Below are 15,882 nucleotides of genomic sequence, written 5' to 3' on the forward strand. Positions count from 1 at the left end.
ATACCTGCTGAAATGGGTTTCGGCCCCTCTGACCTGGGACGCTTACGGCCGGGCATCCGCGATTTCGGGCCCGAGTATTTTTCGAACCACGCTACTGGTCGCGACCGTTCCTCGTTCGAAAAACGCTTCATGATTAGTCTCGATCGCCTCGAGATCATAAAGATAATTGACCATCAGACCATACGCATGCCGCAACCCGCGCGGCGAGCGATCGCCTAGAAAGTTCAGACGCTCGAGACGGGCGCCATTGCCAAGATGAAACCGGGCAACGGGATCAATCACCTTGCCGCGCCCATTCCTGGCCCGCGCCAGATAAAAGGCCGCAGCCTTCAGAAACGGTTCGCGCAGGCGCGCTGCAGCCGCCTCGTCTTCATGCCACAGCGGATCTTCGAGACCCTCGAGCGCTGCGCGGAGTGGCGCGGGAAGGGCAGCGGTGCCTGCCTCGCCCAGCCAGGCCGCAAAGCCCGGGACAGGAGACAGGGTGACAAAGGTTTTGAGCCCCGGCAGTTCGCGGCGCAATTCCTCGACCACCTGCTTGATCAGGAAGGAGCCAAAGGAAATGCCCGCAAGCCCGCGCTGACAATTGGAAATGGAATAGAAGACGGCCGTCGCCGCCTCCTCGGCCGGCACAATCGGGCGCTCGGTCGTAATCAACGGAGCAATCGCGGCGGGAATATCGCGTGTCAGGGCCACTTCGACAAAAATCAGCGGCTCATCGGCCAGCTGCGGATGGAAAAAGGCATAGCAGCGACGATCTTCCGGTTCGAGGCGGCCGCGCAAATCCTGCCAGCCCTGAATGGCATGCACAGCTTCATAGCGAATGATCTTTTCGAGGATATTGGCCGGCGTCGACCAGTCGATCCGTCGCACTACCAGAAACCCCCGGTTGAACCAAGACGACAGCAAATGGACCAGATCATTGTCGAGAACTGCAAGTCCCGCGATCTTGTCAAGCCGGGCGCGCACATCATCACGCATCATGACCAGCGCCGCCGTTCCCCCCGGCGCCAGATTGAGGCGGCGGATCAGCTCCTGCCGGCGCGGCTCCGCAGCATGATGGAGCTCAGCGGCGTTCGCCGTTGAAGGATCCTTGGTCCACGCATCGATGGCTCTCTGCAGGCGGTCGTGATCAGCATCGAACTGATCGGCGATCGCCGCCAGGAAAACTGTTTTTTCGGCGTCATCCAGCGTGCGATATCCATCCAGGACGCGCCGTGCCAGCGCCACGCCCGACGCTTCGCCGCGCCGCGACAGCAATGTCGCGGCAAGAGCGGCCAGATCAGCGCCGGTTGCCGGCGGACGTTCCTCGCGCGCCAGACCGACCCATCGTCTGCCGCGCTCGGTCACTGTTGCGAGAAGATCGCTGACAAAATTCATGCTTATCGCCCTGGACCAAGTACCAGATTAGGCAGCCCGGTCGCGACCTGCGGAAAGAAGCAGACGATAACGAGGGCCACCATCATCAGCAGAATGAACGGGAAAGTGTCCCCGGATCACGTCGCCCAAAGGGATATCGGGCACGACGTTCCTGATCATAACTATAGTGAGCCCAACCGGCGAATGGATCAAGCCCATTTCCATGACAATCACCATGGCCGGCCCCAACCCTGCGGGCTTGCGAAACCTGCGGCAGGATGGCGATGCCATTTTCAGCCGGAAGCGGCGGATGATCACACAGCTGTTACAGCGTCGTGATTGTATAGTAGTGTGACAGGCGGCGGCTCAGCGGAGACACGGAAAATGGCAGCACCCTCCTTCATCATGCGCCTTGTCGCGCAACTGAGTCTCGTATTGCTTCTCGTTGTCCCGGCGCTTGCCGACAAGCGTTTCGTACACGCCAGCCTCGCCTCCGCCGCGCTGAAATATGAAAGCCGGATGAGAACCGAAGCCGATCCCGGCACCAGGCCGCTCGCCCAATGGCTGCGCGATGGTGACGCCGCACTCGCCCGTAACGACCAGCGCGCCGCCGCCAAAGCACTCGCAGCCGCCGCCAATCTCGACCGCACCAATATCAGCCTGCTGCTGCGCCTGTCTGACGCTTACGGGCGTATTGATGCCCGCGACAATTACAGCGAAAGGCTCGATCTGCAGTCACGTGTCACCGCCTTTGCCTATCTCGCCTATCAACGTGCCACCGCCCCTCAGGACGAGGCGCGCGCGCTGGCGGTTCTCGGGCGTGCCCTTGCCGGTCAGAGCCTGTGGCGGCCGGCGCTTGACGCGCTGAAGAAAAGCCTGGAGATCCGCGACGACACGGCACTGCGTGCAGCCTACGAGGAGCTTGAGACCCAGCATGGTTTTCGCCTGCTCGACTATCAGGTCGATGCGGACGCTGCCTCGCCGCGCGCCTGTTTCCAGTTCTCCGAAAACCTGCCGAAAAAATTTGATGCAACGCCCTTCGTCTCGATGCCGGGCGGCTTGCCCGGCGGGGTGACGGTCGAGGGTCCGCAGCTATGCGTCGACGGGCTGAAACATGGTGAGCGCTATCAGATCACGTTGCGCCAGGGCATTCCGGCTGCCATCGGCGAAGTGCTGCGCCGACCCGCCGAGTACACCTTATACGTCCGCGATCGCACCCCGTCCGTTCGCTTCACCGGCCGCAACTATATCCTGCCGCGCACTGGCCAGACCGGCATCCCCCTCGTCACCATCAATCTCAGCGAGGTTGCCGTCACCTTCTACCGGTACGGTGACCGCTCGCTTGCCCAGGCCGTGCTGGCTGATGGCTTCCTCGGCGCCCTGACCGGCTCAGGTGCCCGCGCGGTTGGCCAGGAACACGGGCAACAGGTGTGGCAGGGAAAACTCACGACGGAAAATCGTCTGAACGAGGAAGTGACAACCGCTGTCGCCGTCAATGAGGCCCTCGGCACCACGCTGAAACCCGGCCTCTACATCATGGTGGCGCAGCGCCCTGATCTGACGAGCGATGACAGCGATTATGAAACGCAGGCGACGCAATGGTTCGTTGTGTCCGATCTTGGCCTGTCGACCGCGCTCAATGATGACGGCCTGGCAGCCTCTGTTCGCTCGCTCGCCACCGCCGCACCCCTGGCGGGCGCGACGCTGCGCCTCATCGCCCTCAACAATGAGGTGCTGGCAACCACGCGCAGCGACGCAACAGGTGCAGCGCAATTTTCCGCCGGCCTCGTCAATGGCGAGGGCGGCGATGCCCCGGCTCTCCTGATTGCCGAGAAAGACGGCGATTACGCCTTCATCAATTTGCAGGCCACTGCCTTTGACTTCACCGATCGTGGCGTTGGCGGGCGCGCGGCGCCTGGCGCTCTCGACGCGTTTGTTGTCACCGAGCGAGGCGTCTACCGCTCCGGCGAAAGCGTGCACGTCACCGCCCTGCTGCGCGATGACGGCGCCAATGCCAGGACGGATATCCCGATCCATCTCGTCATCGAGCGCCCTGATGGCGTCGAGGCTCGGCGTATTCTGGCCGAGGATGGCGGGGCGGGCGGGCGCGTCTGGCGCTATGACCTCACACCAGGCGCGATGACGGGAACCTATCGCCTCAAGGTTTACGGCGACCCTAAACGCCCGCCTGTCGGGCAGACGACGTTTCTGGTGGAAGATTACGTTCCCGACCGCCTCGAACTGGCATTATCGAGCCCGCGCCCCGAGACATCACGCGACGCGCCCGCCCGCATCGACATTGCCGGGCGCTGGCTGTTTGGCGCCCCCGCCGCCGGCCTGTCGCTCGACGGCGAGACGATCATCTCACCCGCCGAGGCACCACCTGCCGCACTTGCCGGCTACAAGGTGGGCCTGCTGGACGAAGAAGTCCTCGTCCAGCGCCAGCCGCTCGCCGATCTGCCAACGACAGATGCTGCCGGCAAGGCATCCTTTGCTCTTGCCCTGCCCGATACTCCGCCGTCAGTCCGACCGATGAAGGTTGAAGCGCTCATCCGCCTCGTTGAGGCCGGTGGACGCGGCGTTGAACGCAAGCTGTCGCTGGCGCTGGCCGAACCGCGCCCATGGATCGGCATCAGACCGCTTTTCGGCGACACGATCGGCGAAGGAGAGGTCGCCACTTTCGACGTCGCCTATCTTGGTGCAGAAGGGCGGCTGGCGGCAAGCGCTGGCCTCAAATGGCAGCTGTCGCGCATCGACGTCCGCTTCCAGTGGTTCCGCATTGATGGCCGCTGGAGCTTTGACAAGGTGACGGCAGCACGCCGCGTTGCCGATGGCGAGATCGCCATCGCTGCCGATAAGCCGGCGCGCATTTCCGCCCGCGTCGAATGGGGCACCTATCGCCTTGACGTCCTCTCGGCCAAACCGGGCGAAGCGGCAACCAGCATCACCTTTTATGCCGGCATTGCCGGCGGCCAGGCGCCCGATGCCCCCGATACCCTCGAGGTCGCGGCCGACAAACCGGCCTACGCACCTGGCGATACCGTGAAACTGCGCGTCACCGCCCGCAACGATGCCGAGGCCACGCTCTATCTCGCCGGCGAGCGCATTCATTCAATCCGTAACATCAAGCTGGCGCGCGGCGCCAATACCATTGATATCGTTGCCGATGCGGCATGGGGCGTGGGGACCTATGCGGTGTTGACAGCCATCCGCCCGCTTGACGAGGCCCAGCGCCGCCAGCCCGGCCGCGCCATCGGCGTGCGCTGGCTTTCCCTCGACACGACAGCGCGCGCACTCCCCGTGACGATTGATGCGCCTGCTGTCGTCCGTCCGCGCCAGAAGCTGACGATTCCTCTGAAGCTTGACCTTACGCCGGGAGAGGAAGCGTTCGTGACGCTGGCTGCCGTTGATATCGGCATCCTCAACCTCACCGGCTACAAGGCGCCCGACGCCAACGCCTATTATTACGGGCAGCGCCTGCTTGCCACCGAATTCCGCGATATCTATGGCTATCTCATCGACGGCATGCAGGGTAATCGCGGGCGATTGCGCTCCGGTGGCGATGGCAACAGCGAGGGGCTGCAGGCAAGCCCGCCGACGCAAGCCCCGCTTGCCCTCTTCAGCGGTATCGTCAAGGTCGATGCCAACGGCCAGGCCACCGTCACGTTCGATCTGCCGGCCTTTACCGGCAGCATGAGGGTGATGGCGCTGGCGTGGAGCAAGAATCGGCTGGGCCATGCGTCTGCCGATGTGATCGTCCGCGATCCGCTGGCCATAACCGTGTCAGCCCCGCGCTTTCTGGCAGTCGGTGATCGCTCGCGCCTGCTTGTCGAAGTCAATAATGTCGAGGGCCCCGCCGGCGATTACCGGCTCACCGTCACGACCAACGGCCCGGTGCGTCTTGCCACGGGCGCTGGCCCGCACATCCTTAAACTGACAGCCGGTGGGCATACGGCCATGACCATGCCCATCACGGTTCAGGGGATCGGCTCAGCCGATTTCACCTTCACCCTCACCGGGCCAAACGGCATCGGCTCAGCAGCCGACCTCAAATTGCCCTTACGCCCGGCAAATGCGGTTATTGCCCAGCGTATCCTGCGCTCCATTCCGCCCAACGGCTCGCTCGAGTTCGGCAGCGAACTCCTGACAGATATTGTTCCGGGCACCGGCGCGGTCAACCTCTCGGTTGCATCTTATCCGGCACTTGACGATGCGTCCTCGCTCGAGGCGCTTGCCCGCTATCCGCTCGCCTGCACCGAGCAATCCGTATCCCGTGCCCTGCCTCTTCTCTACCTGTCGCAGCCCGGCGCCGGCCCTGGCGCACAAGACGATATGGTGCGTCTTGCCATCGATCGCATTCTCGGTCGTCAGGCAGCCAACGGATCGTTTGGGCTGTGGAGCGCGGGCGGCAGCGATCTGTGGCTTGATGCGCTGGTGGGAGACTTTCTCACGCGCGCCCGGGAACGTGGTATCGCGGTACCCGCAAACGCGTTCGCTCTCGTTCTGGATCGCCTGCGCAACGCCACCGTCAATCAGGGCGAGCGCGCCGATGACGCCATCGCCTACGCACTCTATGTGCTCGCCCGCAATGGCCGCCCGGTGATCGGTGATCTGCGCTATCTTGCCGATACGGACGCAAATGACAGCCTGTCGGCTCTCGGCCGTGGCCAGGTCGCAGCAGCCCTTGCCCTTCTGGGCGATCGCCGGCGCGCCGAGCCGCTTTTCACCAAGGCGGTCGATGAGCTTGAGGACGTCAATGGCGATGAGCCGGGGCGCAATGATTACGGCTCGACGTTGCGCGACGGCGCAGCGCTCGCCACCCTCATCAGTGAATCGGGTCTGCCGGCGCGCGCGCTCCAGCGCACCTTGAGCGCCGTCGACAAGGCGCGCGGCGCGCGGCGTACTTTGTCAACGCAGGAGCATATGTGGATCACGTTGGCCGCACGCGCCGCGCGCGAGGCCGGCAATCCCCTCGCTTTTTCCTTGCAGGGAACAGCCTATCAGGGACCGCTGGCACGCCGCTACCTGGCCGACGATCTCACGGCGGGCAGAATAACGCTCGTCAATCGCACCGCCACGCCCTTGCCGGCAACCCTGACCATCACCGGTTCACCCCTGACACCAGAGCCTGCGACGACAGGCGAGTTGAAACTTGAGCGCAGCTATGTCCGTCTCGATGGCACCAAGGTTGATCCGAAATCGGTTCGCCAGAACGACCGGCTGGTGGTTCTCCTGAAGGTCACCGACCCGGACCCGCCCTTTGCCCATCTGCTCATCACCGATCCGCTGCCGGCGGGTTTTGAAATCGACAGTCCGACACTCGTTGACAGCGCCAAACTGACCGGCACGCCAGCTGGCGATAACGCGCCCGACGCCGTCTACAAGGAGTTTCGCGATGATCGTTTTATCGCCGCGTTCGATCGCAATGATGGGCAGCCGGCCGAATTCACGGTGGCCTATATCGTGCGCGCCGTAGCGCCCGGTCGCTTCGCTCATCCCGGTGCCAGCCTCGAGGATATGTATCATCCCGACCGCTTCGCCCGAACGGCCGCCGGCACTGTCGAGGTGACGATCGCGCCATGATCAGCCGGCGGGCAAGGAACAGTCTTGCGCTGTGCGCTGCAGTGCTGCTGCTCGGATTTGCCGCGCCGCCCGCTGCGCGCTTTGCCATCCGTCAGCTTGCCCCGCCATCCCTCGCGCCGGCCAGCAATCTGTCAACACTTGTCCTTGATCGTCACGGCGAGCTGCTTCGTCCCTTCCTCACCAATGATGGCAAATGGCGCCTGCCCGTGGATGTTGAGGCCATTGACCAGCGTTTCCTCGCATTACTGATCGCCTATGAAGATCGGCGTTTTTATTCCCATAGCGGCATCGATGCGCTGGCACTGATCCGCGCTGGCTTCCAGCGCCTGTGGCGCGGGCGAGTGGTGTCCGGCGGCTCGACCATCACCATGCAGCTTGCCCGCCTGCTTGAACCGCGCCCGGAGCGCAGTCTGACGGCTAAATTGCACCAGATGTTGCATGCGCTGGCGCTGGAGGCGCGCCTGAGCAAGCGGGACATCCTGCGCCTCTATCTGACGCTTGCGCCCTATGGCGGCAATCTGGAAGGGTTGCGCACCGCAAGCCTCGCCTATTTCGGCAAGGAGCCGCGCCGGCTCAGTATCGGTGAAACGGCCCTGCTGGTCGCGCTGCCGCAAAACCCCGAGGCACGCCGCCCCGATCAGGCGGTAGCCGCCGCGCGCCAGGCGCGAGAGCGTGTCTTGCGCCGGCTCGAGCGGCTGGGTGCCGTCAGCAGCGCCGATATCGCCGCCGCCGCCGATGAGGTCATACCCGTATCACGCCGCGCCATACCCCTTCACGCCGCCCATCTGGCCGAACGTCTGATGTCCTCCACGTTCGGTTCGCAGCAGATCATCACGACGATCGATAAATCTCTGCAAGTGAGCCTTGAAGCGCTCATTGCCGAGCGGGTGGCAAGTCTGGGACCGAAATTATCAGCTGCCATCATCGTCCTTGATAATGGCAGCGGCGCGCTCCGTGCCCATGTGGCATCCGCTGGCTATCTTGATCGCACCCGTGCTGGCGCGGTTGACATGACGCTGGCGCTGCGCTCGCCCGGCTCGACGCTGAAGCCGTTCATCTACGCTCTTGCCTTCGATGAGGGGCTTGCTCACCCCGAGACGCTGGTGAGCGATGAGGCACAGCGCTACGGTGCCTACGCTCCCGTCAATTTCGACCGTGGCCACCAGGGCACGCTCAGCGTGCGCAAGGCATTGCAACAATCGCTTAATCTTCCGGCGATTGAATTTCTCGAACGTCTGACACCCCAGCGGTTCCTGTCACGCCTCAACGCGGCAGGCGCGGCCACAATCCTGCCAAACGGCACCGTGCCCGGTCTTGCCGTTGGTCTGGGTGGGCTGGGGATGAGTTTGAGCGATCTCGCGCGGCTCTATAGCGGACTGGCGCGCGGCGGCACAACCATCGCGCTTCGCTCGCAGGCCAGCGATCCGGTGATCGAGCAGCGCCTGAGCGACCCTCTCGCTGCCTTTTATGTCGCCGACATCCTGCGTCAGGCACCACCGCCCGATGGCATGCTGGGCGGGCAGTTCGCCTTCAAGACAGGGACGTCCTATGGTTTTCGCGACGCCTGGGCGGTTGGCTTCACCCGGCAGACGACGATTGCCGTATGGGTTGGCCGCCCCGATAACGGAGCGGTTTCCGGCCTGACCGGGCGCGGCGCCGCAGCGCCGCTATTGTTTGAAGCCTTCGCCAGATTGCCGCGCGCCGGCGATCTGCCAGCGCCGCCAGACGGCGCGCTGTCGGTGACGAACGCGTCCCTTCCCCCGCCTTTGCGTGCGTTTGGTCAGGCTGCTTATCGCTTCAGCCAGTCCCATGGCGGAACGTTGGGCGAAGCACGCCTCAGCGTCGCCTTCCCGCCCGACGGCTCCCGCCTGGAACGCAATCCGGACGAGCCGATCCTTCTCAAGGGTGCGGGCGGCGTGACGCCGCTGCAATGGTTCGTCGATGGCGTGCCATTGCCCGGAGACGACATCCGCCGCAGCGCCGAATGGCTGCCGCGTGGGCCTGGCTTCGTCCGCATCTCGGTCAATGATCGCAGCGGGGCGAGCGCGTCGGTGAGAATCCGCCTCGATTGAGCACACTTGACCCGCTGCAAGCTTTCGTTTGCCTTGGGCCCGCCTGATTCGTAGGTGAGGAGACCGGGATGCGGACAACGCGGCTATGCCAGATTCTGGCAACGATCCTGATGTGCCTGGCATTCGCCGGCGCAGCGCTGGCGACCGATGCCACCGTCAAGAAGCGTCTCGATACCCATCGCGCGCTGATTGAACGGCTCAATGCAGCCCTCCAGCGCCAAGGTCTCACCCAGGACGAATTATCGGGATTGCGCAGTGACATCGACGGCGCCAGCGGCGATCTTGGTGACCTTATTGTTGATCTTGAACCCGACGCCAAGGCGAGCGATGAACGACTGAAACAGATCGGGCCGAAGCCTGAAGGCGGGCAGAGTGAAGCACCGGAGATAACGAAGGACCGCGAGGCGGAAAGCAAAAACCTCAACGAATTGAACACCGCGCTCCGCCAGGCGCGTGTGCTGCAGGTTGACCTGTCGCAATTGTCCGACCGCATTATCGAGCGCCGGCGCGATCTTTTCACCCGTCAGATCTTCGAGCACACCCAGTCGATTCTCGATCCCAGCCTCTGGCGCGAGGTGTTCAGCGCCCTCCCGCGCATCACCGTGGGTATCAGCTATCTTGTCTCCGACTGGATTGCCATCCTCAGCAGGACCGGTAATTTTCTTGAATTTGCTGTCCTTCTGGCGGTGATTGGCGTTGCCACCATCCTCTACCGCCCCGTCCGCCAGCGCCTGCTGTCAGCGCCGGTCAGCGCTCTTTTCCGTCACGGCAAAGCCGACAAGCCAAGCCCCATGGAGCGCGCCCTGCTGGCGGTATGGACAGCGCTCATCAACGCCCTTTTGCCGGTGGCAGTTGTCTTTCTTGTGGCCCGCGTTCTGGCCGGGCTTGATCTGCTGCCCTTCCGTTTCCGCATCCTTGCCGATGCGGTGATTTATGCCACCGCCATCTTGACCGGCGTCAGGGCGATAGCCCTCACACTGTTTGAGCCCGCCCGGCCATTATGGCGCTTGTTGCCGATGTCCGACCGTCTGGCGCAACCTGCCATGGCAAGCCTCACAGCCATCGCCTCCGTCATTGCCGGCTTTCATCTCCTCCAGCAGTTTAACAACACCATCGCCGTTCCCCTGCCGGTGACGCTTGCCACGTTCGGCACGAAGGCGCTCATTTTCTCGATCGTTCTTGCCGCCGGCCTCGCAGCCGTCGCCTATGTCGAGAACTCGGAACAGGAGGAGCGCGCAAAAAGCGCCTATGGTGATCCGGCACTGAGTTCGCCGCTGTGGCGGACACTAAGGCTGGCGCTCTGGCTCGCCGTTCTGTTTGTCGGTGGCGGCGCGCTCTTCGGCTATCTCGCCTTTGCGTCATTTCTGGCCGGGCAGGTCGTCTGGGCGGTCATCATCCTCGGCGTGCTGGTGATTGCTCTTAACCTCATAGATGTCGCGGTCGGCGAGATCACCCGCCCCGACACGCGCGCCGGCCGGCGCCTTGCCATCATGCTGGGCATCGAATCAAGTTCCGTTGCGCTCTCCGGCATTCTGAGTTCCGGTATCCTGCGTGCCTTCGTTACGATTATTGCGGTCTTCATGCTGATCGCGCCATGGGGCGTTGATTCACGCGACGCGCTCGACATGATGCGCGCCGCCTTCTTCGGGGTGAAGATCGGCGGCATCACCCTGTCGCTCGCAGCCCTTCTCGGCAGCCTTGGCATCTTTACCATCGGCCTCATCATCACCCGGGCGGTCCAGCGCTGGCTGGACCAGCGCTTTCTGCCAGCCACCCGCATGGATATCGGCCTGCGCAACTCGATCTATACCGGCATCGGCTATATCGGCATCATCATCGCCGCCGCCATCGGCTTTACCTATCTCGGCATTGATTTCCAGAACCTCGCCATCGTCGCCGGCGCTCTGTCGGTTGGTATCGGCTTCGGCCTCCAGTCGATCGTATCGAACTTTGTGTCAGGGCTCATTCTTCTTGCCGAACGCCCGATAAAATCGGGCGATCTTATCGTTGTCGGCGATGCCGAAGGCTATGTGAAGCGCATCAACGTCCGCGCCACTGAAATCGAAACCTTCGATCGCGCCGTGCTGATTGTACCAAATTCCGCACTGGTCTCCGGCAATGTCAAAAACTGGATGCACAACGATCTGCTGGGCCAGGCCAAGATACGTGTTGGCGTCGCCCACAGCGTCGATCCCCATAACGTCCGCGATCTTCTGGTTGAGATCGCCAGGGTGCATCCGATGATCTTGCCACAGCCCTCGCCGAAGGTGTTGATGAGCGAGATCACCGAAGGCGCGATGATTTTCGAGCTGCGCAGCGTTGTCGCCAATGTCGACAATGTCGCAACAGTCTGTAGTGATCTGCGCTTCGAGATCGTGCGTCGCTTCGCCGAAGCCGGGTTTGTCATCCGCTGATGACCCCTTCCCATGACTGGCGGGCGATGCCCTGGAGATGATGATGACGCATATGAAGTCCCCGCTGTCGCTGACGCTGCTGGCGGCCCTCTGCCTGACCCTGACCGGCTGTGGCGAGCCCCGCCTCGGCTCGCGCCCCGTACCGCCGCTCTTTCAGGATATGGCGCGCTACGGGCTGACGGTCGATCTGCCAACCGCAGCGTCGGTCTTCACCGGCTATCGGCATAATTTTGGTCTGTCGGCGGTTGAGCCTGATCCGCGCCTTGTCGAGGTCGCGCGCGAGATGGCGGCAACGCTTGCCGGGCGCGACGACATCAAGGCTTCCCTGACGCAGACAGCCATCACCGAGCGATTGAACAGGCGCGGCATTCAGGTGGTGCAGGCGGGTGAAAATGTATCAGCCGGCTATCACACGCTCGCTGAAGCCTTTTCCGGCTGGCGCGGCTCAAAGCCGCATGACCAGGTGTTGAAGCTGCCCGGCGCCACGCATTTTGGTATTGCCGCCATCTATGCACCGCGCTCGAAATATAGTGTGTTCTGGGTGCTGGTGATGGCTCGCAAGGGGTGAGGCGATCATCGGAGCACGGCGATGCTGCACAGCGCTGACGATTACCAGTCCCTCCGCCGGAATTTTACGTGGCAGATTCCTGCTCGCTACAACATTGCTACCTATTGTTGTGATCGCTGGGCCGAAACTGACCCGACGCGCCCCGCCATCTTGTGGAAGGATGACCACGACCGCATCGCCGCGCTGAGCTTCGCCGATATGCAGAAACAGGCCAATCGTCTGGCCAACGCGCTCCAGGCGCTGGGCATTCAGCGCAGTGATCGCGTCGCCATCATCCTGCCGCAGGGCTGGCAGGTGCCGGTCATTCACATGGCGCTCTACAAGCTGGGCGCGATCGCCCTGCCGCTCGCCGTTCTCTTCGGGGTCGAGGCGCTGGAATATCGTTTGCGCGATGCCGGCGTCACACTGGCGATCAGCAATCTCGTGGGCCTTGCCAAGATCGCCGAGATTCGCGCTCGCTTGCCGGCGCTGTCGACATTGCTCTCGACCGAGGGCCCGGCCGCCGGCGCGCTGGAATTCACGGCGCTGCTGGCGGGTGCCCGCGACCGGTTTGTGACCGCCGACACCGGGCCCGATGATCCGGCGATGATGATCTACACATCCGGCACGACCGGCCCGCCCAAAGGCGCGCTCCATGCCCATCGTGTTGTCCTTGGCCATCTGCCAGGCGTCCAGATGGCACATGCCTTTCTGCCCGAGGAGGGAGACCGGCTGTGGACGCCCGCTGACTGGGCCTGGGCGGGAGGGCTGCTCAACATCCTGCTGCCCGCCCTTCATTTCGGTCTGCCGGTCGTGGCCGGGCGCAATGAAAAATTCGACCCTGATCGCGCTTACGGGCTCATGGCCGACTTCGCGGTCCGTAATGCCTTCATCCCGCCAACGGCTCTGAAAATGCTGCGCACCGCCCCGCTGCCTGCCGGGCGCCACAAGCTTGTTTTGCGCACCATAGGCTCAGGGGGAGAAAGCCTCGGGGCTGAAACCTTTGCCTGGTCGCGCGAGGCCTTCGGCTTCGCGGTCAATGAATTCTATGGCCAGACGGAATGCAATCTCGTGCTTGCGTCCTGCGCCCGCATTGGCGTCAGCAAAGCCGGCTTCATCGGCAAGCCGGTACCCGGCCATGAGGTGGCCGTCATCCGTGATGACGGAACAATATGCGCCGCCATGGAGCCGGGCCAGATCGCTGTCAGGCGCCCTGATCCGGTGATGTTTCTGGCCTACTGGAATCAACCGGAGGCGACCACCCGCAAATTCATCGGCGACTGGATGACAACCGGCGATCAGGGGCTGGTTGATGAAGAGGGCTATGTCCATTTCATCGGCCGCGATGATGATGTCATCACGTCGGCCGGCTACCGTATCGGCCCGGGCGAGATCGAGGACTGCCTGCTGAAACACCCGGCCGTTGCCCTTGCCGCCGTGATCGGCAAGCCGGATGCGCTGCGCACCGAAATCGTCAAGGCTTTCATCCAGTTGAAAGCCGGCCACAGTGAAAGCGAGACGTTGCGCAACGACATCAGCGCCTTTGTTCGCGAGAGATTATCGGCTCATGAGTATCCGCGCGAGATCGCCTTCGTCGACAGCCTGCCGATGACAACGACCGGCAAGATCATCCGTCGCCTGCTGCGCGATCAGCTCTGAATGATCGGCCCGCGCCGCCAGATGCCAAGTGCCAGGCGATGGCGCCGCCACGCTGCCGAAATCAGCAACATGGTTTCGATGATGAGCGTCAGCGCTGCCGCAATCGCCAGCCCGGCGACACCGAAGGCATAAGCAAGCGCTGCCTGCAGGACGAGGCCAGTCACCAGGGTAATCACATAGACGCGGGCGCAGGCGGCCTGATCGCCGATCGCTGCCAAAAGACGCTCTGCCGGCCCGATCGAGGCGCGGGCAAGGAAGCCGAGCGCCATGACAAACATCAGCGGGTAGTAGGGGACGAAATCACTCCCAAACAGCGACAGAAACGGGCGGCCTAGCGCCAGCATGAGCGCAAGCGAGGCGAAACTCGCCCAGAACATCCAGCCCGTGCTCCGCCTCACAATGGCGGCAAGCTTATCCTTCTCGCCACGCGTGTGGTGTGCAGCCAGACGATGCGACACCGCCGCCCCCACCGCAAAGGACACAAACGCACCCAGCACCATGGTTTTCGTCACAGCATAATAGGCGCCGACATCCTGCGGCGTTGCAAGAAACGCAAGGATGACCACATCGCTGTTCTGCACGATGATGCGTGAGCCTTCCGACACCAGCAAGGGCAGGCTGGCGGCAAGCCATGCCGGCGTTGCGTAAGAAAGCGATCCGGCCGTGACCCGGTTTGCCAGCAGGCGCGACAGCAATATCGCCTGAACGATACCAGTGGCCCAGGTGGCGATGACGGCACTGACGGCAATGGTCCGGGCATTGGGCATGAAGCCTGCCGCAAGTGCCAGAAGCGCGACAGCAAACAGCAGAAGCGGGCGCAGAAGATAAGGCGGCGCTAACCCGAGCAGCGGCGCGTCATGGCAGCGCGCGAGCGCGTCCTGGATTTCCGTTAGAGTAAACAGCGGCAGGCAGCACAGCACCAGGATGAGCGGCGCGATATGCGCATCCGCGATTGACCAGACGATGTTAATGACATGGATCATCATCGCCGCAACGATGGTAGCGCTGATGACGGCGATGATGCGGCTCACCCGCAGGAAGCCGCGCAAGCCGGCGATGTCGTGATTGGCTTTCAATTCGGCAATGAGCCGGGGCGCTGACAAGGAAAGACCCAGTCCCGCCAGATGTCCGACAATCAGCACAACCGACCACACATAGACATAGATGCCGTATTCGCCGGCACCGATGCTGCGGGCCAGCCAAATCTGCATCGCATAGGTGATCACAGCGCTTGCCAGTCGCAGCGCGAACGCAAGAACGGCAGCCTGAGCGCCCATGCCCGACGCAGAAACGCGCCGCAACACCACCCGCCACCACGCTGGCTTGTCCGCCTTCAGTTCCGCAGGCGTGGAAGTGCTCTTGGCGCCGATCTGGAGACTGATATCGCTCAACTGTCCCCGCTTCCTGGACTGCCACAGGCGCGCATCGTGTCAAAAATCAGGGGGAGTTTAGCTTTTCGCCGTTAAAAAACAGTGCCACCGCCATTCTGACCATGGCAACTGTTACGGTTTGACAGGGGCGGGGTTGGGTGGGCTGGTCCGGAGGCGACGTTGGGGCTGGGGGCTGGGGTGCCGCCGCCCCCGGACCAAGCCCGAGGCAACATCTGGATGATGACGACGGCGCATGGCGCTAACGCGACAGTATTGGGGCGGAAACGTGACATTATCGTCTATTTTTCTGGGCTGGTTGTGCTGCCGCTTTTGCCAGTTCTAGGACGATATGTCGCACCCTTGCAGAGCCCGGCGGTTCACGGCATGTTTTGGCAATCATCGAGCCGGGGCCCGCAGCAAGGTCCCGTCAGCGGGCCAGGCGAGGGAGGACATGTGGCTGAGACAGATGCAGGTCACGACAGCGCCAAAGGTGCGGTCCTCGCCTTTCCGCTGGCAGCACCGCGTCCACGGATCATGTTTGACCGACGCGAATTGCAGGTCATCCTGCGCCTCTACGGGGTGATGGTGGCGGCGGGCGAATGGCGCGACTATGCCATCGACATGTTGAGCGAACAGGCGGTTTTTTCGGTTTTTCGACGCTCCAGCGAAATGCCGCTCTACCGCATCGCCAAGACCCCGCGCAACGCCCGCAAGCAGGGTATCTACAGCGTCATGACCGCTGATGGCCGCATCCTCAAACGTGGCCAGGACCTGACACAGGTGCTGCGCATCCTGTCAAAAAAGCCCAAACTGGTCACCTGAACGCAACAGGCCCCGGAATGCATCCGGGGCCTGCGATTTGAAGTGTTGTGCTCAGGCGA

General features: G+C 63.0%; 8 protein-coding genes and 1 pseudogene. 6 read left to right on the top strand and 3 right to left on the bottom strand.

Translation table 11 applies throughout. From position 1 onward, the window contains the following. Positions 1-42 precede the first annotated feature (42 nt). Together ACINK1_RS01710 and ACINK1_RS01715 are read right to left on the bottom strand one after the other, a co-directional pair. On the bottom strand, positions 43-1,377 hold the full coding sequence (locus ACINK1_RS01710; RefSeq protein ID WP_376801797.1) for a malonyl-CoA decarboxylase: 1,335 nt from the start codon (positions 1,375-1,377) through the stop codon (positions 43-45). 2 nt (positions 1,378-1,379) lie between these two features. Further along, positions 1,380-1,602, bottom strand: a pseudogene (locus ACINK1_RS01715) (TRAP transporter large permease subunit); the annotation flags it as partial. 138 nt (positions 1,603-1,740) lie between these two features. On the opposite strand from ACINK1_RS01715, the gene ACINK1_RS01720 reads away from it, so the two are divergent. The 5 genes from ACINK1_RS01720 (at position 1,741) to ACINK1_RS01740 (ending at position 13,631) form a co-directional block, all read left to right on the top strand. Then, a complete protein-coding gene (locus tag ACINK1_RS01720; protein ID WP_376801796.1) occupies positions 1,741-6,939 on the top strand; it encodes an alpha-2-macroglobulin in 5,199 nt (1,732 codons plus the stop codon). Next, on the top strand, positions 6,936-9,011 hold the full coding sequence (gene pbpC, locus ACINK1_RS01725) for a penicillin-binding protein 1C (RefSeq protein ID WP_376801795.1): 2,076 nt from the start codon (positions 6,936-6,938) through the stop codon (positions 9,009-9,011). Before ACINK1_RS01720 ends, pbpC begins: the two co-directional genes overlap by 4 nt. Positions 9,012-9,079: 68 nt before the next feature. Continuing rightward, entirely contained in the window at positions 9,080-11,425 is a 2,346-nt protein-coding gene (locus ACINK1_RS01730) for a DUF3772 domain-containing protein (RefSeq protein WP_376801794.1), read from the top strand. A gap of 43 nt (positions 11,426-11,468) precedes the next feature. After that, positions 11,469-11,993, top strand: a complete 525-nt coding sequence (locus tag ACINK1_RS01735) for a CAP domain-containing protein (RefSeq protein WP_376801793.1) — start codon at positions 11,469-11,471, stop codon at positions 11,991-11,993. Between the two features lie 21 nt (positions 11,994-12,014). Beyond that, positions 12,015-13,631 (top strand): AMP-binding protein, encoded by a 1,617-nt coding sequence (locus tag ACINK1_RS01740; protein WP_376801792.1) that lies wholly within the window; start codon positions 12,015-12,017, stop codon positions 13,629-13,631. Here ACINK1_RS01740 and ACINK1_RS01745 read toward each other — a convergent pair. After that, on the bottom strand, positions 13,622-15,022 hold the full coding sequence (locus ACINK1_RS01745) for a lipopolysaccharide biosynthesis protein (protein ID WP_376801791.1): 1,401 nt from the start codon (positions 15,020-15,022) through the stop codon (positions 13,622-13,624). The two genes, ACINK1_RS01740 and ACINK1_RS01745, sit on opposite strands and share 10 nt — an antisense overlap. A gap of 432 nt (positions 15,023-15,454) precedes the next feature. Between ACINK1_RS01745 and ACINK1_RS01750 the strand changes: the two genes are divergently transcribed. Beyond that, on the top strand, positions 15,455-15,823 hold the full coding sequence (locus ACINK1_RS01750; RefSeq protein WP_376801790.1) for a DUF2794 domain-containing protein: 369 nt from the start codon (positions 15,455-15,457) through the stop codon (positions 15,821-15,823). Positions 15,824-15,882 lie beyond the last annotated feature (59 nt).

The organism is Raskinella chloraquaticus (SeqCode) (assembly GCF_021731865.1).
Lineage (GTDB): Bacteria > Pseudomonadota > Alphaproteobacteria > Rhizobiales > UBA4765 > Raskinella > Raskinella chloraquaticus.